Below are 19,144 nucleotides of genomic sequence, written 5' to 3' on the forward strand. Positions count from 1 at the left end.
GTGTTTCAATCAACTGCTGCCGTTTTTTGATCAAATGAAGAGAGTAAATTTTCATCTATCTTCATCTGTGTCCATCTGTGTCCATCTGTGTTCATCTGTGTTCATCTGTGTTCATCTGTGTCAAAAAATCCCAACGCCCTCCCCCCGCGCCCCGCACTGCGACGTTGGGTCGTCCTCAACCAAAAACGGTCGCGTGCTACAAAGGCTCTTCAACCCACCGCCGCAAATCGGGCGGTCACGAACAGGGATGGGGGAGCAGCGCCATGGCCGACATCATCGCGGGTCTGGAGATTCGCGGGTCGATGGAACCCGGATTCGACCGCATCCTGACGCCGGAGGCGCTGGCCTTTCTGGCGGAGCTGGAGGGGCGGTTCGGGCCGGAGCGGTTGCGGCTTCTGGACGTCCGCGCCCAGCGGCAGGCGCTGTTCGATCAGGGCAAGCGCCCGGATCTCCTGCCCGAAACCCGCGCGATTCGCGAGGCGGATTGGACCATCGCCCCACTGCCGGTCGATCTGCGCGACCGCCGGGTCGAGATCACCGGGCCGGTGGACCGCAAGACGGTCATCAACGCCCTGAATTCCGAGGCCAAGCTGTTCATGGCCGATTTCGAGGACGCGAGCAGCCCGACCTGGGCCAACCTGCTCCACGGCCAGATCAATCTCTATGACGCGGTGCGCCGGACGATCACCCACGAGGATCCCGCCACCGGGAAGACGTACCGGCTGACCGACCGCCCCGCCGTGCTGGCGGTCCGGCCGCGCGGCTGGCACCGGGCGGAACCCCGTCTGCGGATGGAGGGGGAGGCGGTGTCCGCCGCCCTGTTCGACGCGGGCCTGTTCCTGTTCCACAACGCGCGGGACCTGCTGGCGCGCGGCAGCGGCCCCTATCTCTATTTGCCCAAGCTGGAAAGCCATTTCGAGGCGCGGCTGTGGCGTGAGGTGTTCGTGCTGGCCGAAGAGTGCCTGGGGCTGCCCTATGGCTCGATCAAGGCCACGGTGTTGATCGAGACGATCACCGCCGCCTTTGAAATGGACGAGATCCTGTATGAACTGCGCGACCACGCCGCCGGGCTGAATTGCGGGCGTTGGGGTTACATCGCCAGCGTCATCAAGACCTTCCGCAACGACCCCGCCGCCGTCCTGCCCGACCGGGCGGCGGTGACGATGGACACGCCCTTTCTCTCGGCCTACAGCCAGTTGGCGGTCAAGGTCGGCCACCGCCGCAACGCCCCCGTCATCGGCGGCATGTCCGCCTTCATCCCGGTGAAGGACGATCCCGCCGCCAACGAGGCCGCCTTCTCCCGCGTGCGCGCCGACAAGGAGCGCGAGGCGTCGAACGGCCATGACGGTACCTGGGTGGCGCATCCCGGCCTGGTCCCGGTGGCGATGGCGGTGTTCGACGCCTACATGCCCACCCCCAACCAGACCGCCCGCAAACGCGCCGACGTGGCCGTGACCGCCGCCGACTTGCTGGCCCTGCCCACCGGGCCGAAGACGGAAGCGGGGCTGCGCACCAACATCGCCGTCGGCATCGCCCACATCGCGGCGTGGCGGCGCGGCGTCGGCTGCGTGCCGCTGTTCAACCAGATGGAGGACGCGGCGACCGCCGACATCAGCCGCAGCCAGGTTTGGCACTGGATCCGCCACGCCGTTACGCTGGACGATGGCCGGACGGTGACGGTGGATCTGGTGCGCGCCCTGATCGCCGAGGAGTTGGCCGCCCGCAACCGGCCCGGCACCCCCACCGCGCCGGACGACCACGCCGCCGCCGCTCTCTTCACCGATCTGGTGACGGCCCCCGATTTCATCGACTTCCTGACCACGCCCGCCGATGACCGGCTGCTGGCGGGGGTGGGGTGAGGTCGAAACGTCCGGGTGCGGTGCGGAGGATCGGAGGCAAGACCTGATCACTGCCCGCCTTGATCCAAAAATGATCCTGGCATCCCAGGGGCGATCACGGTAGAGGAAGGTCGGCGTCCTGGACCCCGTCCTGGGGGACGTGACGTTGTCGTTGTGTCGTTATCCGGTGGCTTGGGGGCGCGCGTCGTGCTAACCAAGCCCGCGCTTGGCGATCCCACGCCGTGCCAAACCCAGGCCCCGCCCAAACACAGTGTCCGGCATGCAAACCTTTCTCGAATTTGAAAAGCCGATCGCCGAGCTTGAAGGCAAGATCGAGGAGTTGCGGCACCTGACCAACGCCGGCGACATCAACATCGCCGACGAAGTCGCCAAGCTGCAAACCAAGGTCGACAAGCTCCTGCGGCAGACCTACGCCAAGCTGACGCCCGCGCAAAAGGTGCAGGTGGCCCGCCACCCCAACCGTCCGCATTGCCTGGATTACGTCAACGGGCTGATCGAGGATTTCACGCCGCTGGCGGGCGACCGCTGCTTTGCCGAAGACCGCGCGGTCATCGGCGGGCTGGGGCGGTTCCGGGGCCGGTCGGTCGTCGTCATCGGCCAGGAAAAGGGCCACGACACCGAGTCGCGCGTCCGTCACAATTTCGGCATGGCCAAGCCCGAGGGCTACCGCAAGGCCCAACGCCTGATGGATCTGGCCGACCGCTTCAACCTGCCGGTCGTCTCGCTGGTCGACACGGCGGGGGCCTTCCCCGGCGTGCAGGCGGAAGAGCGCGGGCAGGCGGAGGCCATCGCGTCGAGCATCGCCCGCTGTCTGCGGTTGAAGGTGCCGATGGTCGCCTCAGTGATCGGCGAAGGCGGGTCGGGCGGGGCCATCGCCATCGCCACCGCCGACCGTGTCCTGATGTTGGAGCACGCCATCTATTCGGTGATCTCGCCGGAAGGCTGTGCGTCGATCTTGTGGCGCAGCTCCGACATGGCGGGGGAGGCGGCGATTGCGCTGCGCCTCATCAGCCATGACCTGAAGGAACTGGGCGTCATCGACCGCGTCGTGCCGGAACCCATCGGCGGCGCGCACCGCGACCCGGCTGGCATGGTCAAGGCGTTGGGCGATTCCATCGAACAGTCGCTGCGCGATCTGGACGGGCTGGACGGGGCGACGCTGCGCGCCAAGCGCCGCGAAAAGTTCCTGGAGATGGGCCAGAAGGGTTTGGGCTGATCGCCCTGACGACCGGGTGGGGGAGGCGCAATCGCCATGGCCGATGAGAACCGTCCCTCCCCCGCGCGGCCCGTTTCGTCCATCACGCGCATCCCCGGTCTCAACGGCGCGGTGGCGGTCCTCACCGCCGCCGCGTTTTTTGTTTTTGCCGGTCGTGTTCCGCTCCCCGATCCCACGCTGGACCGTTTTGCCGTGTGGGCCGGGTTGGCGCTGTGGCCCGCCGCGATCCTGTTCGCCATGGTTGGCGGCGTCATCCTGGCGCGCGGACGGAGCCGGGCCGTCAACCCGCTGACCGATCCCGAATCGGCCTTTCAGCGCGTCAACCAACGGGTGTTGAGCAACAGCGTGGAACAGGCGCTGGTCTTCCTGCCCGCGCTCGCCGCGCTGGTGGCGCTGTCACCGCCGGGTGAGTTGGGCGTGGCGCGGCTGGCGGTGGGGCTGTTCTGTCTGGGCCGTTTGCTGTTCTGGGGCGGCTATCTGGTGCACCCGCTGTGGCGCGCGCCGGGCATGGCGATGACGTTGGCGACCAACGTCACGGTGCTGGGGCTGGCGCTGAGCAAAAGCGTGGCGTGAGCGGCGGGGCCGCAAGCGCGGTATGGGGGACAGGACATGCTCGACCGATCGGATTGGCTGAGCGCGTTTCCGTTGTTGGCCGGGTTGGAGCGCGACGGGTTGGCCGCGCTGACCGCCGCCGGGCAGCGGGTGGCGGTCCCGCGCGGGGCGGTGCTGTTCCGGGCGGGCGACCGCTGCCACACCTTCCTGATGGTGCTGGATGGGTCGGTCCGGGTGCAGATGACCTCCGACAGCGGGCGCGAGATCGTGCTGTACCGGGTGGCGCGGGGGGAGACCTGCATCGTCACCACCGCCTGTCTGCTGACCCAGGCCGATTACAGCGCCGAGGCGGTGGCCGAAAGCGACCTGGACGGGGTGGCGCTGGCCGCCGGGCCGTTCCAGGATCTGGTCGCGCGGTCGGCGGTGTTCCGCAACTTCGTCTTCGCCTCCTTCGGCACCCGGCTGACCGGGATGATGGCGCTGGTGGAGGAGGTGGCGTTCGGCCGCGTCGATCTGCGTCTGGCCCGCTTCCTGTTGGACCACCGCGACGCCGACGGCGGCCTGACCATGACCCATCAGGCGCTGGCGGTCGAGTTGGGGACCGCGCGCGAGGTGGTCAGCCGCCAGTTGAAGGAGTTCGAGCGGCGCGGCTTGCTGGCGCTGTCGCGCGGGCGGATCGATCTGCGCGACGCGGCGGCGCTGGGTGGCCTGGCAGACGGTTGAGGCGTTCCGGAAAATATTAGGAAATCATGTGACTCCGTCACAGACGGGGGTGGGGAAAGGGCGTAGGACGGGAGTCGATCCCGCGTTCTTTCCACCTGAGAGGTGCCATCATGTTCTGCCGCAACGTCGGCCCGGTTGACCGGGCCTTGCGCGCCATCGTCGGGCTTGTGCTGATTTCGCTGACCGTTGTCGGGCCGCAAAGCCTGTGGGGCCTGATCGGCGTCGTTCCCTTGTTGACCGCGTTTTTGGGGTCCTGCCCGGCCTACACCCTGTTGGGGGTGAACACCGGTGCGGGGGATGACCGCGCGGCCTGATCCGGGTCACACGCAACGCGCCCGCTGGCCATGCGAACAGTCCACTCGGTTGATTCCGGGCGGGCTGTTCGCTTTCGCAAGTCCGGGGGCGTCAGCCGCGCGGGGCGTGCTTGTTTAGGATGCGCTGAAGCGTGCGGCGGTGCATCTTCAGGCGGCGCGCCGTCTCCGACACGTTGCGCTCGCACTGCTCGAACACGCGCTGGATGTGTTCCCAGCGCACGCGGTCGGCGGACATCGGGTTTTCCGGCGGCTGGGGCAGGGGGCGGCCATCGGCCAGCAGCGCCGATTCCACCGCGTCGGCGTCGGCGGGCTTGGGCAGGTAATCGACCGCCCCGGCCTTCACCGCCGCCACCGCCGTGGCGATGTTGCCATAGCCGGTCAGCATGACGATGCGGGCGTCGGGCCGGGCGTCGCGCAGGGCGGACACCACGTCCAGCCCGCTGCCGTCGGCCAGCCGCAGATCGACCACGGCGAAGGCGGGGGCGGATTCCTGCGCCACCTCGATCCCCAACTGCACGCTGTCCACGGCCACCACGTTGAAGCCGCGTTTTTCCATGGCGCGCGCCAGTCGCAGGCGAAAGGGCGCGTCGTCGTCAACGATCAAAAGGCTGCGGGTCACGTCGCCGGTGAAGGTGAGTTTGACGGTTTCCCCCGACAGCGCGTCGTCGGTTGTCTTGGCGTTCTCCACCGTTAATCCTCTTTCTTGCTGTTGATTGATTTCCAGCGTACGGAAATCCGGGCACCACCGCCCTTGTTGTTTTCGTAACGCACCGTCGCGCCGGTTTTTTCCAGCAGCGTCTGGGCGATGAAGATGCCAAGCCCCATGTGGCTGGATTGGCTGGAGCGTTCGCCGCGCACCGACAGATACGGCTCGCCGATCCGGCCCAGCAGATGGGCGGGAAAGCCGGGGCCGTCGTCCATCACGGTGACGGTCACGGTCCGGCCGTCCCAGGCGGCGGCGACCGTCACCCGCTGGCGGGCGAACTGGTGGGCGTTCTGGATGAAGTTGCCGATGCCGTGGATGATCTCCGGGCTGCGGCGGAACACCGGCTCCTCGGCTTCGCCCACCGGATGGGGATCGACGGCGAAGGCGATGTGACCCAGCCGGTGCGGCGCGGCGGCGGCCTCGATCAGCGCGGTCAACGGCAGCCGTTCGAACGGGTCGCCGCCGTCGGCCTCCGGCTTGCGCGCCAGATCGGCCAGGATCTCGCGGCAGCGCATCACCTGGCTTTGCAGCAGGCCGATGTCCTCGGCGTAGGGGCTGTCGGGCGGCAGGTCGTGCGCCAACTCCTTGGCCACCACGGCGATGGTCCCCAGCGGCGATCCCAGCTCGTGCGCGGCGGCGGCGGCGAGCGCGCCCAGCGACGACAGCCGTTGTTCGCGCGCCAAGGCCACCTGCGAGGCGGCGAGCGCGTCGGCGAAGCGGCGGGCCTCCGCCGCCACGCGGAAGACGTAGCCCGCGATGAACACCGCCGACACCGACAGCGCCAGCCAGACGCCGAAGGCGTAGAGCGGGGCCATCGAGCGGATCGGCTCCTCCCACGGCAAGGGGAAGTGCCACAGCGCCAGCGCGGTCAGGCAGTTCAGGTTCAGCCCGGTCAGCAGCACGGTGCTGTAGCGCGACAGGATCGCGGCACCCACCGTCATCGGGGCCAGCAGCAGGATGCAGAACGGGTTGCTCAGGCCGCCGGTCAGATACAGCAGCAGCGACAGTTGCAGCATGTCGTAACTGAGATAGAGCGCGGCGTCGCGGTCGGGCAGGCGCAGCCGCCCGCCGCGCTGGGCCATCGCCACCAGATTCAGCAGGACCGACGCGCTGATGGTCGCCAGCACCGGACCCAGCGGCAGGGCAAAGCCCAAGACGCCCTGCACAACCCCCACCGTCGCCATCTGTCCCAGGATCGCCACCCAGCGGATGAGGATCAGCGTGCGCAGGGTGATGCGCCCGTCGGGGTGGGATCCGTAGGTGGGGGGCGACAGCGGGGCCGTCAGGGTGGTGGCAAGCGTGGTCACAGGGGCGTTTCCTCGGTCGGCCGCGTGAGTCGCGGCGCTGTTTTTGTGCGGGTGTCGGCGTGGCGGCGGCGCTTGCGGCTCTGGCGTTCGCGCCGGGGGCCACCATATTCTGTGCCCATGACCCAGCGCCCGCCCGATCCATCCGCCGCCGATGCCTCCCCCCTTCGGCCCCCCGCCATTGCGGTCGAGGCACTGACCAAACGGTTCGACACGCCCGGCGGGGCGGTGACGGCGGTGGATGCGGTGTCCTTTCGGGTGGCGCGCGGCAGCGTCACCGGGTTGTTGGGCGGCAACGGGGCCGGAAAGACGACGACCATCTCCATGCTGCTGGGGGTGTTGCTGCCGACGGCGGGACGGGTGGAAATTCTGGGCGTGGACATGGCGCGCCATCGGCATGCCGTGCTTGCGCGCATGAACTTCTCCTCCCCCTACGTCGAGTTGCCCCATCGATTGACGGTGCAGGAGAACCTTACCGTTTATGGGCACCTCTACGGTTTGACCTGCGTCAAAAAGCGCGTCCGCGATCTGGCCGATCAGCTTGACCTTGCGCGTTTTCTCAATCGTCCGTCGGGCGGTCTGTCCGCCGGGCAGAAAACACGGGTGGCCCTGGCCAAGGCGCTGCTGAACGAGCCGGAGGTGCTGTTGCTGGACGAACCCACGGCCTCGCTCGACCCCGACACGGCGGATTGGATCCGCCGCTATCTGGAGGCGTACCGCGCCCGCACCGGGGCCACCATCCTGCTCGCCTCCCACAACATGCCGGAGGTCGAACGGCTGTGCGACGATGTGCTGGTGATGCGGCGGGGCCGGGTGGTCGACCAGGGCGCGCCGTCCGACCTGCTCGCCCGCTACGGCCGCGCCACGCTGGAGGAGGTGTTCCTGGACATCGCGCGGGCTGAAACCCCCATGACGGAGCGGGCGAATGCGGCGGACTGACGTGGTGGCTTCCCCCGCCTTCTCCCCGCGCCGGGTCGGCGCGATGGTGTTGCGCTATTGGTATCTTCTGCGCGGATCCTGGCCGCGCCTGCTGGAGCTGGCCTATTGGCCGACCGTGCAGATGATCCTGTGGGGCTACATCAACCAGTTCATGGCGACGTCGAGCGGTTGGGTGGCCCAGGGCGGCGGCGTGCTGGTCAGCGCGGTTTTGCTGTGGGACGTGCTGTTTCGCGGGCAGTTGGGGGTGTCGATCTCGTTTCTGGAGGAAATGTGGTCGCGCAATCTGGGCCATCTGTTCGTCAGCCCGTTGCGCCCCGGCGAATGGCTGCTGTCGCTGATGGCGATGAGCCTGCTGCGCACCCTGCTGGGGGTGATCCCCGCCGCCCTGCTGGCGCTGCCCTTTTTCGGCTATTCGGTGTTCGGGCTGGGGCTGCCGCTGCTGCTGTTCTTCGCCAACCTGATCCTGATGGGCTGGTCGCTGGGGCTGGTCATCATCGCCCTGATCCTGCGCTATGGCATGGGGGCGGAGGGGCTGGCCTGGATCGTCACCTTCATGCTGGCCCCGGTCAGCGCCGTCTATTACCCGGTGGCGGTCCTGCCCGGCTGGTTGCAGGCGGTGGCGTGGGCGCTGCCGTCCGCCCATGTGTTCGAAGGGCTGCGGGCGGTGGTCTATGACGGGGCGATGCGCTGGGATCATCTGGCCTGGGCCGTCGGGCTGAACGCGCTCTATATGGCGGTGGCGGTCGGGGTGTTTCTGTACGGTTTCCACCGGGCGCGGGTGCGCGGGGCGCTGTTGCAGACCGGGGAGTGATGGAGCGGGGAGCGCCTGCCCGAACGGCTCGCCAGCGGCGGGGCGACCGTGGTAAGCAGGGCGCGCCCGGCGCGCCGTGTGTGTCCTGATCGCCGCGCCCGTCTTTTTGTTGTGGAGCTTGCGCCGCCATGAACATCGCCGAGATCGCCGCCGCGTTGGGTGCCCAGGTTGAGGGCGACGCCACCCTCGTGATCCGGCGCGCCGTCCATCCGTCGGAGGCCGAGGGGCCGGAGGATCTGGCGCTGGCCATGGACAAGGATCTGCTGGCGCTGCTGCCCGGCAGCCGGGCGCGCGCCGCCGTGGTGGCCGAAGGGGCGGAGGTGCCGGAGGGGCTGGCCGCGCGCATCATCGTCAAGCGGCCGCGCTACGCCATGGCCGGTTTGCTCGACCTGTTCGAACGCCCGGTCCACGCAGAGGCGGGTGTCCACCCGCAGGCATACGTCGCGCCGGATGCGGAGATCGCCGATGGCGTGTCGATCGCGCCCTTTGCCTATGTCGGGCCGCGCGCGCGGATCGGGGCGGGGGTGGTCATCCTGCCGCACGTCACCGTCGGGGCCGACGCGGTGATCGGTGCGGGCAGCCTGCTGCACCCCGGCGCGCGGATCGGCGAACGGGTGGTGCTGGGCGAACGCTGCATCATCCACCCCAACGCGGCGGTCGGCAACGACGGCTTCAGCTTTGTCACGCCCGAGCCGGGCAGCGTCGAATCGGCCAAGACCACCGGGCGCGTGGTCGGCACCAACGTGCTGATCCGCCGGGTCAACTCCATCGGCACCGTGATTTTGGGCGACGATGTGGAGATCGGGGCCGGGGCGACCATCGACCGGGGAACCGTCACCGCCACCCGCATCGGCAGCGGGACCAAGATCGACAACCTCGTGCAGATCGGCCACAACGTGCAGATCGGAACCAACTGCATGCTGTGCGGCCATGTCGGTGTCGCGGGCAGCACGATCATCGGCGACCGCGTGGTGCTGGCGGGCAAGGTCGGGGTGGCCGACCATGTGAAGATCGGCAACGACGCGGTGGTCGCGGCCAATTCCGGCGTCGGCACCGACATCCCGGCCAAAGAGGTCTATATGGGCTACCCCGCCGTGCCGCGCGCCCGCGCGTTCGAGCAGTACAAGGGGTTGGCCCGGCTCAAGCGCCTGTTCGCCGACGTGGCGGAGCTGAAGGCCCGCTTGCGCGCCAGCGACGCCCCCGCCACCCCGTCAACGGACGGCCCGGGTGCCGATCAGCCCGAACGCGGCTGATCCGCCGCCATCCCTCATTTGCGACACCAGACACAGCGTTTGATCCGATGACCTCCGGCCAAAACCCCACCCTGCCGTCCGTTCTGGGCGGCCCGTCCGTCATTCTGGTCCAGCCCCAGATGGGCGAGAACATCGGGGCCTGCGCCCGCGCGATGCTGAATTGCGGCCTGACCGATCTGCGTCTGGTCCGCCCGCGCGACGGCTGGCCGAACGAGAAGGCGCGGGCCAGCGCCTCCGGGGCCGATCTGGTCATCGACAACGTCCGGCTTTACGACAGCACGGCCGAGGCGGTGGCCGATCTGGAGGTGGTGTTCGCCACCACCGTGCGCACCCGCGACATGATCCAGCGCTTCGTCACCCCGCGCGTGGCGGCGGAGGAGATGCGGGCGCGCTACAGCGCCGGGCAGCGGGTGGGCGTGCTGTTCGGGCCGGAGCGCACCGGGCTGGTGAACGACGATCTGACCTTGGCCCAGACCCTCATCACCGTGCCGCTCAACCCGTCCTTCGCCTCGCTCAATCTGGCCCAAGCGGTTCTGCTGATCGGCTATGAGTGGTTCCAGACCGGCGATCTGCCGCCCGACCGCTTCGTCCATTTCGGCGCGACCCGCCCGGCGACCAAGGGCGAACTGGTCAATTTCTTCGAGCATCTGGAAGGCGCTCTGGACCGCACCGGCTTTTTCACCAGCCCGGAAAAACGCCCGTCGATGGTCCGCACCCTGCGCAACGCGCTGGAGCGCATGGAGATGACGGAGCAGGAGGTCCGCACCTTCCACGGCGTCATCGCCGCGCTGACCGGCAAGCGCAAGGGCGACGCCTGAGCGCGTCCGACCGCCGGAACGGTTGGTTGGGGTCGGGATCATCCCACTTGCCGTTGCGGTGCGCCGACGCTCATACTTTGCGGCATGGGCGCGGCGTGGGGGCCGACCGACGGCGGCGATGATGAGCGAGAGCATGACAGTGACCAAGCCGACGCCCGTGTCCCGCTCCCGGTCCCATCGGCTGCTGTTGATCGCCCTGGTGCTGATTGTGGCGCTGGGCGTGGCGCTGCGGGTTTACCACACCTGGACCGATCACGAGGACACCCTGCGCCACGCCGAAGAGCGGGTGCAGAACGCCGCGCGGGTGGTGCAGGAGCATCTGCGCCGCACGGTGGCCACCGGCGATCTGGCTCTGGTCCGCATCATCGAGCAGATCGGTCGGTACGGGCTGGAGGGGTTGCCCGGCAACCGCCCGATGTGGCAATCGATGAGCCAGATGGTCGACAATCTGCCGGAGATCTCGGCGGCCTGGGTTTACGCCCCCGATGGCCGGACCCTGCTGACCACCCGGGGCTTTCCCGCGCCAGCCTTCAACGCGTCGGATCGCGGCTTTTTCCCGCTTCACGCCAACGGAACCGAGTTCCAGGTTGGGGAACGGATCGTCGGGCCGATCACCGGCCAGGACTCCTTCGTCATCACCCGGCGGGTGCCGGACAAGGGGCCGCTTCAGGCGGTGGTGCAGGCGAACGTCGATCTGGATTATTACCAGCAATTGTTCGACAGCCTGGAACTGGGCGCAGGGGCGACCATCGCGGTGTTCCGCACCGATGGAAAGCCGGTGCTGCGCGTTCCGGCGGCGGAGGCGTTGGTGGGGGAGGATGTGCGGGAGGCGCTGCGCCGCGCCATCTACTCCGCCTCGGAAACCTTTGAAATCGCCGCCCCGACGTCAGGCGGCACGCGCATCGTCTCCTTCCAGCGCGTGACCAATCTGCCGCTGATCGTTCTGGTCGGCGTGTCCAAAGCGGCGGAGATGGCGGTGTGGGAGGAGCGCGCGGTGCGCGGCGGTCTCTTCCTGGCGCTGGCGGTGTTCTGCTGCGCCGGTCTGGCCTTTGCCGCCGCCCGCAGCCTGACGCGCGAGGACGCCGGTCAACGGCGGCTGGCGGACGCCAACACCGACCTGGACCGCACCGCCAACCGTCTGGCGGAGGCCAACCGGGCGTTCGCCAACGCCAATCGGCGGATGAACCTGATCCTGCATTCGGCCTCCGACAGCATTTGCGGTGTGGACCGCAACGGCATCGTCACCTTTGCCAACCCGGCGGCTTCGGTGCTGACCGGGTATTCGAACGAGGAGCTGCTGGGCCGCAACCTGCACGCCCTCATCCACCACACCCGCGCGGATGGAACCCCGTACCCGTTTATGGAATGTCCGGTGATGGCGGTGTTGCAGACCGGCGAGATCCGTCGGGGCCTGGAAGACACCTATTGGACCAAGGACGGCAACGCCGTGGCGGTGGAATACACCGCCTCGCCGATGCTGGAGGATGGCCGGGTCGAGGGGGCGGTTCTGGTGTTCCACGAGATCGCCGAACGCAAGCGCGCCGAAGCGGCGATGACGAGCGCCCGTGTGGCCGCCGAAACCGCCAACCGGGCCAAAACCGAATTTCTGGCCAACATGAGCCACGAAATCCGCACACCGATGAACGCCATCCTGGGCCTGACCCATCTGTTGCAGCAGACCGCGCTGTCGGACCGGCAGGCCGATTACCTGCGCAAGGTGCGGGTGTCGGCGCAATCGCTGCTGGGCATCCTGAACGACATCCTGGATTTCTCGAAGGTCGAGGCCGGGCGGATCGAGCTGGAAAGCGTCGATTTCCGCCTGGACGATCTGTTGCAGAATCTGGGCGTCATCATCGGGGCCGCCGCGCAGGACAAGGACATCGAGGTGCTGTTTTCGGTGGCCCCCGACGTGCCGTTGAGCCTGATCGGCGATCCGTTGCGGTTGCAGCAGGTGCTGATCAATCTGGCGGGCAACGCCATCAAATTCACCGACCGGGGCGAGGTGGTGGTGGCGGTCAAGCGGCGGGCCGACACGGACGACGGGGTGATCCTGTCCTTTTCCGTGCGCGACAGCGGCATTGGCATTTCCGCTGAGCAGAAGGAGCGGCTGTTCCAGGCCTTCAGCCAGGGCGACGCCTCCACCACCCGCCGCTTTGGCGGCACCGGGCTGGGGCTGGCCATCTGCGCCCGGCTGGTCGGGCTGATGGGCGGACGCATGGATGTGGACAGCGTGGTGGGGCGGGGCAGCGATTTCCATTTCGAGGCCCGCTTCGGCGTTCGGCGCGAGGCGCTGCCGTCGCGAACCGTTGCGCGGTCGGTTCCGCGCGATCTGTCGGTGCTGGTGGTGGACGACCACCCGACCGCGCGCGCGGTGCTGGCCGAGATCGCTGGAACCTTTGGCTGGGCGGCGACCGCCTGCGCCAACGGGCGCGAGGCGCTGGACGAGATCGAACGCGCCACCCGGTCGGGCCATCCGTACGATCTGGTCCTGATGGATTGGAAGATGCCGGAGATGGACGGGCTGGAGGCCGCCCGCCGTGTCCGCGCCGATGATCCCACCGGCGCGCCCATCATCATCGTCATCAGCGGCTATGGGCGCGAGCGGGTCGGCACGCAATTCGAGGAGATCGGCGTGGCGGGGTTCCTGGTGAAGCCGGTCACGGCCTCCACCCTGCTGGACGCGGTGACGGTGGCCTACGCCCGGCAGGAAGGCCGGGGCGAAGGGAGCGCCCCATCCGCCGACCGGGCGGTCGGGGCCACCGCCGACACCGCGACCACTGTCACCGAGGCGGCGGAATGGTCGGCCCGCCGGGTGCTGCGGGGGCGTCGCCTGCTGCTGGCGGAGGACAACGGCATCAGCCGTGACGTTGCGCGCGAGATCCTGGAGCGCGCGGGCGCGCGCGTGGAAACCGCCGAGGATGGTCGGCACGCCCTGGCCTTGCTGCGCAACAACCCCCAGGGGTTCGACGCGGTGCTGATGGACGTCCACATGCCGGACATGAACGGATTCGAAGCGACGGCCGCGATGCGCAGCTTTCCCGGTGGCGACCGCCTGCCGATCATCGCCATGACCGCCAGCGCGTTGCCCGCCGACCGCCAACGCTGCCTGGATCACGGCATGAGCGACCATGTGCCCAAGCCGTTCGACATCGAACAGCTTTTCACGGTGCTGACGCGCTGGATCGGTCCGCCGTTGCGGGCGGAGCCGGGGCCCGGGTGGGACGCGGCACCGCCGCCCGCGCGACCCGGTCGGCCGTCATTGGCAGCGTCCCCCTCTCCATCGCCGGCCCCAAACCCCGACGCCTTGCCCGATGCCTTGCCGGGGTTGGATGTGGTCGACGCCCTCAGCCGCTTTGATGGCGACGTCGCCCTGCTGCGCCGCTTCGTCGAGAGTTTTGCGAAAACCTACAGCGGCGCGGTGGAGGAGATCGCGGCGGCGCTGGAGCGGGGCGATTTGCCGCGCGCCAAGGCGTTGGGGCACGAGTTGAAAAGTCTGGCGGGCAACATCGGCGCGCGCACCCTGTCAGCGGCGGCGGATGCGGTGCAGATCGCCGCCCATGTGGGCAGCGCCGACGGGGTTGCGGCGCAGATCCCCACCATGCGGGTGGAAATGGCCGCCGTTCTGGACTCCGCCCGGCGTCTGGAGCGCGCCGGGGCCGCCGCCGTGCCACCGCCCTCGGCGGTGTCGTCGTCCGATGATGTTGCCCGTCTGGAAAGGGAGTTGGCGCAATTTGTCAGATTGTTGCAAGACAGTAACTTCGCAGCGGCGGAGGAGTTCGCTATACTCGCACCGCTGTTGACGCCGGTGGTCGAGTCTTCCGCCATGAAGAGCCTGACCGCCGCCATCGACAGTTTGGACTTTCCAAGGGCGCTTGGCATCGTGCAGCGGATTGCGCGAGAGTTGGGTGTCTCCCTGCCCACGGTTTGACACCGCCCATGGCCGACGCGCGCCCGAAGATCCTGGTTGTTGATGACATTCCGTCGAATGTCCATGTGCTCAGCCGGATTCTGAAGGACGACTACGACATCTATTTCGCCACCGATGGCGAAAAGGCCCTGGATCTGGTGCAGACCCGGCTGCCCGATCTGGTTCTGCTGGACATCATGATGCCGGGGATGGACGGGTACGAGGTGTGCGCCCGCATCAAGGCCGATCCCGCCACCCACGACATCCCGATCATCTTCATCTCGGCCAAAAGCGAGGTGGAGGACGAGACACGCGGGCTGGAGGTCGGGGCCATCGACTTCATCACCAAGCCGATCAGCCCGCCCATCGTCAAGGCGCGGGTGCGCAACCATCTGCTGCTGAAACGGCAAACCGATCTGCTGCGCAGCCTGTCCTTTCTGGATGGGCTGACCGGCATCGCCAACCGCCGCCGCTTCGACGAGACGATGGCGCGGGAATGGCGGCGCTGCGCGCGCTCGCGGCAACCGCTGTCGCTCATCCTCCTCGATGTCGATCATTTCAAGACCTACAACGACCATTACGGCCATCAGGCCGGTGACGAATGCCTGCGCGCGGTGGCGGCGGTGCTGGCCGACCGGGTGAAGCGCACCGGCGATCTGGTCGCCCGCTACGGTGGGGAGGAGTTTGTCTGTCTGCTGCCGGAAACGGAGGGCGAGGGGGCGATGCAGGTGGCCGAACGGCTGCGCAGCGCGGTGGCGGACAGCGCCATTCCGCACGCCCAGTCGTTGGTCGCCTCGCACGTCACCATCAGCCTGGGGGTGGCGACGGTCATTCCCACCATGGACGTGGCCCCGGCCACCCTGACGCAAACCGCCGATCAGTTGCTCTATCAGGCCAAGCGCAGCGGGCGCAACCGGGCGCAAGGCGCGCTGGTTCCCGCCCGTTGACGCGCAGGGGCGTGGACGGAGTCGCAGCACGGACGGATCCATGACCGGCTTTGTCTTTCAGGACGCGCGCGGGCGCGGCTTTTCCCGCCGGGTGTCGTTGCGCGACGCGCAGGCCGGGATCGATGCCGCCTGTCCGCCGCTGGCCCCCCGACCGGTTCCGTTGGCCGGGGCGGTCGGCCTGTGTCTGGCCGCGCCCGTCATCGCCCCCGGGGATTGGCCCCCTGCCGACCGTGCGGCGCGCGACGGGGTGGCGATCGACGCCGCCGACAGCCTTGGGGCCGGGAGTTATACCCCCATTCCCTTGATCGGCGCGCACGGCCTGTCGTCGGGCGATCCCCTGCCCCCCGGGACCAACGCGGTGCTGCCGGTGGAGGCGCTCCTGCGCAGCTCTGGCGGTGTCGAAGCGGTCGAGGCGGTCCCGCCGGGGGCCGGTGTGGAGCGGCGGGCCGCCGCCCTGTCGGCGGGGGCCAGTGCGCTGCCGGTGGGCCGGGTGCTCCGACCGTCCGATCTTGGTCTGCTGGCGGGGCTTGGGCTGCGGCTGGTCACGGCGCACCCGCCGCCGCGCGTCCGCATTCTGCTGGTGGGTGGGCCGCGCGGCGGGGAGGGGGAGGCGCTGGGCCTGATGCTGGCCGCGCTGGTCCGCCGCGATGGCGGCGTTCCGGACGTGCTGGGGCCGGTTTCCACCGACGCCGACGGGCGGGTGGTGGCCGACGCGCTGCGCGCGGCCTGTGATGATGGTGGGGCCGATCTGGTTCTGACCGCCGGACGCACCGGGGTGGGGGTGGACGATGTGGCCCCGCTGGCGCTGGCCGCCGCCGGTCGGGTCGCGTGGCACGGCGTGGCCCTGCGCCCCGGCGACAGCGCCGGGCTGGGGGCCGTGGGGGCGGTGCCGGTGCTGCTGCTGCCCGGCGAGCCGATGGCCTGCTGGTCGGCTTACGCGCTGTTGGGGGCGCGCGCGGTGCGGCGGCGGGCGGGCCTGGGCGTGACGGATTTTGTGGGGGCTGGGTTGGGCCGTGCCGTGACCGCCGTGACCGCCCGCAAGCTGGTGTCGGAGATCGGCAGCGTCGATCTGCACCGGGTGCGCTTCATCGGCGATGGCTGGGGCGATGGCTGGGGCGATGGCCGGGGTGGTGATCGGGTGGAGCCGGTGGCGTCCCCGGTGGTTCCGGGCTTGGCGGCGTTGGCGCGCGCCGATGGCGTGGTCGTGTGCCCGGCGGACAGCGAAGGGGTCCCGGCGGGGGCCACGGTTCAGGTTCACATGCTGGTGTGATGGGCAAAGAGCGGGTGCGACCAACGCAGGGGGTGGCGCTGTCGGCGGCTGTGCTAGCATGCGGCTCCGTTTGACCGCCTTTGAGCGATGAGGGTGCGCGCGTGCCGACCGAGGACATCCGCCGTTTCGTGGCCCAGGCCGCCCGCCAGGAGCAGTTTCTCGACGTGATCAGCGGCGAGGAGGCGCGCGCCCGCTTTCACCGCCATCTCGATCTGACCCCGCGCGGGCGCGATGTGGTTCCGTTGGCCGCCGCGCTGGGCCGGGTGTTGGCAGAGGACGCGACGGCGGGTGTCGATGTGCCGGGCTTCGACCGCGCCGTCGTCGATGGTTTTGCCGTGCGCGCCGACGACACGGCGGGCGCCACGGAGGACACCCCCGTCCGCCTGCGCCTGAACGCCGAGGTGTTGGCCGCCGGGCGCACGCCGACGATCCCGGTGGCACCGGGAACCGCCACCGTCATCGCCACCGGCGGGATGATGCCGCGCGGGGCCGACGCCGTGGTGATGGTCGAACACACCGACACCGAGGAAACCGGGGCGGCGGCAGGCGAGACCGGCCTGTGGCTCGTGGTGGGCAAAGCGGCCACGCCGGGGGCTTTTGTCGCCGCCGCCGGGTCCGACATCGGCCGGGGGGAGGTGGTGTTGCGGCGCGGGCAGCTCCTGACCTCGCGCGAGATCGGCGTGCTGGCCGCCATCGGTCAGGCGGAGGTGACGGTCTTCCGCCGCCCGCGCGTCGCCATCCTGTCCACCGGCGACGAGCTGGTGGCTCCTGGCCAGCCGATCCGCCCCGGCCTGGTTTATGATTCCAACGCCGCCATCCTCGCCGCCGCCGTCACCGAACTGGGCTGCGAGCCGGTTGCGCTGGGCATCGCGGCGGACGACGACGAATCGCTCGACCGTTTGATCGCCCAGGGGCTGGCCTGCGACGCGCTGCTGCTGTCGGGCGGCACCTCGAAAGGGGCGGGGGACCGGTCGCACGCGATGATCGCCCGTCTGACCGATCCGGGCATCGTCGCCCATGGCGTGGCGCTGAAACCCGGCAAGCCGCTTTGTCTGGCGGTGACGGCGGGCAAGCCGGTGGTGGTGTTGCCGGGCTTTCCAACCTCCGCCATGTTCACCTTCCACAGCTTTGTCGCCCCGGTTCTGCGCGCGCTGGCCGGGCTGCCGCCCGCGACGACGGAGGCGGTCGCCGCCACCCTGCCGGTCCGGTTGGGGTCGGAGCGCGGGCGCACCGAATACGTCATGGTGTCGCTGGTGCAGGGCGCGGACGGCGCGGAGGCCGACGGGTTGGCCGCCTACCCGCTGTCGAAGGGATCGGGTGCCGTCACGGCCTTCAGCCACGCCGACGGTTTCCTTGCCATCGACGCGCAGGCCGAAGCGGTGGAGGCCGGAACCCCGGTGTCGGTCCAGTTGCTGGGGCGGTCGCTGGCCCCGGCGGATCTGATCGTGGTCGGCAGCCAGTGTTTGGGCCTGAACGCGGTTCTGGGCCGCCTGATCGCCGATGGGATGACGGTGAAGGCGTTGAACGTCGGGTCCAGCGGCGGGCTGGCGGCGGCGCGGCGCGGCGAATGCGATCTGGCCCCGATCCATCTGATGGACGCGGCGACCGGTGCCTACAACACGCCGTTCCTGTCGCCAGGGCTGGAGCTTGTTCCCGGCTATCGCCGGATGCAGGGCATCCTGTTCCGTCCGGGCGATGGGCGATTCGCGGGAAAGACAGCGGAGGAGGCGTTGGCCGGGGTGGCCGGGCAGGCCGACTGCATCCTGATCAACCGCAACGCGGGCAGCGGGACCCGCATTCTGACCGACCGGCTGCTGGGCGGTGTCCGCCCAACCGGCTATTGGACGCAGGCGAAATCGCACAACGCCGTCGCCGTGGCGGTGGCGCAGGGGCGGGCGGATTGGGGGGTGGCGATCTCCAGCGCGGCGTCGCTCTACGGCTTGGGGTTCCTGCCGCTGCGCGAGGAACACTATGATTTTGTGTTGCCCACGAGTCGCCGCGACCGTCCGGCGGTGCGGCGCTTCATCGCGTTGCTCGAGTCGGCGGAGGTGGTCCAGGCGCTGCGGGAGATGGGCTTCAGCCGCTGAGCATCCCCGCCGACGCGCGGGTCGGTGAGGCGGGGGTCAGTGGGTGGAGCAGGAGCAGCCGCAGCCGCCCGCCGGTGCCTCCACCCGGATCGCCCCGCCCGCCGTCGCCAGCAGGGCGGCGACCGGCAGGCCGATGGCGTCGGCCACCGCGCCGAGGCTGGCCTCGCCCGGCAGCGCGTCCGCCATGGCGAACACCGGGTGCAGCAGGGCCAGACGCGGACGGGCGGAGGGATCCATCCGGTCGAGCGTGGCGAGGCTGGTGTCGGCGGTCAGCGCGGCGTCGGTCAAATCGTCGAGGGGCATGGCACGGGTTCCGAAGGCGGTCGGCCCGGGCGGCGGGCCTGGATGCGGGGCAGAAAGCGCCGGGACGCGCGCGCTGTCAAGCGTGCAGCGCGCGCGTCCCGCGTCCACGCTGGACAGGGCAGGGGTATCGCGGGC

General features: G+C 69.4%; 16 protein-coding genes. 13 read left to right on the forward strand and 3 right to left on the reverse strand.

Annotated features, from left to right (window positions below):
• The first annotated feature begins 263 nt into the window (after window positions 1-263).
• From aceB to EJ903_RS18255, 5 genes are all read left to right on the forward strand, one after another.
• Window positions 264-1,859, forward strand: coding sequence for a malate synthase A (gene aceB, locus EJ903_RS18235; RefSeq protein ID WP_126618096.1), 1,596 nt, complete (start codon window positions 264-266; stop codon window positions 1,857-1,859).
• Window positions 1,860-2,118: 259 nt separating this feature from the next.
• Window positions 2,119-3,075 (forward strand): acetyl-CoA carboxylase carboxyltransferase subunit alpha, encoded by a 957-nt coding sequence (locus EJ903_RS18240; RefSeq protein WP_126618098.1) that lies wholly within the window; start codon window positions 2,119-2,121, stop codon window positions 3,073-3,075.
• A gap of 36 nt (window positions 3,076-3,111) precedes the next feature.
• Entirely contained in the window at window positions 3,112-3,648 is a 537-nt protein-coding gene (locus tag EJ903_RS18245) for an MAPEG family protein (protein ID WP_126618100.1), read from the forward strand.
• 36 nt (window positions 3,649-3,684) lie between these two features.
• Window positions 3,685-4,350: a Crp/Fnr family transcriptional regulator gene (locus EJ903_RS18250; protein ID WP_126618102.1), complete on the forward strand. Its 666-nt coding sequence runs from the start codon at window positions 3,685-3,687 to the stop codon at window positions 4,348-4,350.
• A 110-nt stretch (window positions 4,351-4,460) separates the two neighbouring features.
• Window positions 4,461-4,664 (forward strand): YgaP family membrane protein, encoded by a 204-nt coding sequence (locus EJ903_RS18255; RefSeq protein WP_126618104.1) that lies wholly within the window; start codon window positions 4,461-4,463, stop codon window positions 4,662-4,664.
• Window positions 4,665-4,755: 91 nt separating this feature from the next.
• Here the strand turns inward: EJ903_RS18255 and EJ903_RS18260 are convergent, their stop codons facing one another.
• Window positions 4,756-5,352, reverse strand: a complete 597-nt coding sequence (locus EJ903_RS18260) for an ActR/PrrA/RegA family redox response regulator transcription factor (protein WP_126618106.1) — start codon at window positions 5,350-5,352, stop codon at window positions 4,756-4,758.
• A gap of 2 nt (window positions 5,353-5,354) precedes the next feature.
• The gene (locus EJ903_RS18265; protein WP_126618108.1) at window positions 5,355-6,677 is read right to left on the reverse strand and encodes an ActS/PrrB/RegB family redox-sensitive histidine kinase; all 1,323 of its coding nucleotides are present in this window, start codon (window positions 6,675-6,677) and stop codon (window positions 5,355-5,357) included.
• A 117-nt stretch (window positions 6,678-6,794) separates the two neighbouring features.
• Between EJ903_RS18265 and EJ903_RS18270 the strand changes: the two genes are divergently transcribed.
• From EJ903_RS18270 to EJ903_RS18305, 8 genes are all read left to right on the forward strand, one after another.
• Window positions 6,795-7,613: an ABC transporter ATP-binding protein gene (locus EJ903_RS18270; protein WP_126618110.1), complete on the forward strand. Its 819-nt coding sequence runs from the start codon at window positions 6,795-6,797 to the stop codon at window positions 7,611-7,613.
• A complete protein-coding gene (locus EJ903_RS18275) occupies window positions 7,600-8,424 on the forward strand; it encodes an ABC transporter permease (RefSeq protein WP_126618112.1) in 825 nt (274 codons plus the stop codon). Before EJ903_RS18270 ends, EJ903_RS18275 begins: the two co-directional genes overlap by 14 nt.
• A 128-nt stretch (window positions 8,425-8,552) precedes the next feature.
• Window positions 8,553-9,677, forward strand: coding sequence for a UDP-3-O-(3-hydroxymyristoyl)glucosamine N-acyltransferase (locus EJ903_RS18280; RefSeq protein ID WP_126618114.1), 1,125 nt, complete (start codon window positions 8,553-8,555; stop codon window positions 9,675-9,677).
• 47 nt (window positions 9,678-9,724) lie between these two features.
• Entirely contained in the window at window positions 9,725-10,495 is a 771-nt protein-coding gene (locus EJ903_RS18285; protein WP_126618116.1) for an RNA methyltransferase, read from the forward strand.
• Window positions 10,496-10,628: 133 nt separating this feature from the next.
• The gene (locus tag EJ903_RS18290; RefSeq protein WP_246015724.1) at window positions 10,629-14,423 is read left to right on the forward strand and encodes a response regulator; all 3,795 of its coding nucleotides are present in this window, start codon (window positions 10,629-10,631) and stop codon (window positions 14,421-14,423) included.
• 8 nt (window positions 14,424-14,431) lie between these two features.
• Window positions 14,432-15,349 (forward strand): diguanylate cyclase, encoded by a 918-nt coding sequence (locus tag EJ903_RS18295; RefSeq protein ID WP_126618120.1) that lies wholly within the window; start codon window positions 14,432-14,434, stop codon window positions 15,347-15,349.
• Window positions 15,350-15,389: 40 nt separating this feature from the next.
• Window positions 15,390-16,619: a molybdopterin-binding protein gene (locus EJ903_RS18300; protein WP_126618122.1), complete on the forward strand. Its 1,230-nt coding sequence runs from the start codon at window positions 15,390-15,392 to the stop codon at window positions 16,617-16,619.
• A gap of 101 nt (window positions 16,620-16,720) precedes the next feature.
• The gene (locus EJ903_RS18305; RefSeq protein WP_126618124.1) at window positions 16,721-18,706 is read left to right on the forward strand and encodes a molybdopterin biosynthesis protein; all 1,986 of its coding nucleotides are present in this window, start codon (window positions 16,721-16,723) and stop codon (window positions 18,704-18,706) included.
• A 36-nt stretch (window positions 18,707-18,742) separates the two neighbouring features.
• On the opposite strand, the gene EJ903_RS18310 is transcribed toward EJ903_RS18305, so the two are convergent.
• Complete coding sequence (locus tag EJ903_RS18310) at window positions 18,743-19,009, reverse strand: hypothetical protein (RefSeq protein WP_126618126.1); 267 nt, start codon at window positions 19,007-19,009, stop codon at window positions 18,743-18,745.
• Window positions 19,010-19,144: the final 135 nt, after the last annotated feature.

The sequence above is a fragment of the Azospirillum griseum genome (genome assembly GCF_003966125.1).
In the GTDB taxonomy this organism is placed as follows: Bacteria; Pseudomonadota; Alphaproteobacteria; order Azospirillales; family Azospirillaceae; genus Azospirillum; species Azospirillum griseum.

Coding starts and splice junctions, on each gene's coding strand:
- aceB (WP_126618096.1), top strand. CDS start 264: ATGGCCGACATCATCGCGGGTCTGGAGATTCGCGGGTCGATGGAACCC.
- EJ903_RS18245 (WP_126618100.1), top strand. CDS start 3,112: ATGGCCGATGAGAACCGTCCCTCCCCCGCGCGGCCCGTTTCGTCCATC.
- EJ903_RS18270 (WP_126618110.1), top strand. CDS start 6,795: ATGACCCAGCGCCCGCCCGATCCATCCGCCGCCGATGCCTCCCCCCTT.
- EJ903_RS18290 (WP_246015724.1), top strand. CDS start 10,629: ATGACAGTGACCAAGCCGACGCCCGTGTCCCGCTCCCGGTCCCATCGG.
- EJ903_RS18310 (WP_126618126.1), bottom strand. CDS start 19,009: ATGCCCCTCGACGATTTGACCGACGCCGCGCTGACCGCCGACACCAGC.
- EJ903_RS18285 (WP_126618116.1), top strand. CDS start 9,725: ATGACCTCCGGCCAAAACCCCACCCTGCCGTCCGTTCTGGGCGGCCCG.
- EJ903_RS18255 (WP_126618104.1), top strand. CDS start 4,461: ATGTTCTGCCGCAACGTCGGCCCGGTTGACCGGGCCTTGCGCGCCATC.
- EJ903_RS18295 (WP_126618120.1), top strand. CDS start 14,432: ATGGCCGACGCGCGCCCGAAGATCCTGGTTGTTGATGACATTCCGTCG.
- EJ903_RS18240 (WP_126618098.1), top strand. CDS start 2,119: ATGCAAACCTTTCTCGAATTTGAAAAGCCGATCGCCGAGCTTGAAGGC.
- EJ903_RS18250 (WP_126618102.1), top strand. CDS start 3,685: ATGCTCGACCGATCGGATTGGCTGAGCGCGTTTCCGTTGTTGGCCGGG.
- EJ903_RS18275 (WP_126618112.1), top strand. CDS start 7,600: ATGCGGCGGACTGACGTGGTGGCTTCCCCCGCCTTCTCCCCGCGCCGG.
- EJ903_RS18300 (WP_126618122.1), top strand. CDS start 15,390: ATGACCGGCTTTGTCTTTCAGGACGCGCGCGGGCGCGGCTTTTCCCGC.
- EJ903_RS18280 (WP_126618114.1), top strand. CDS start 8,553: ATGAACATCGCCGAGATCGCCGCCGCGTTGGGTGCCCAGGTTGAGGGC.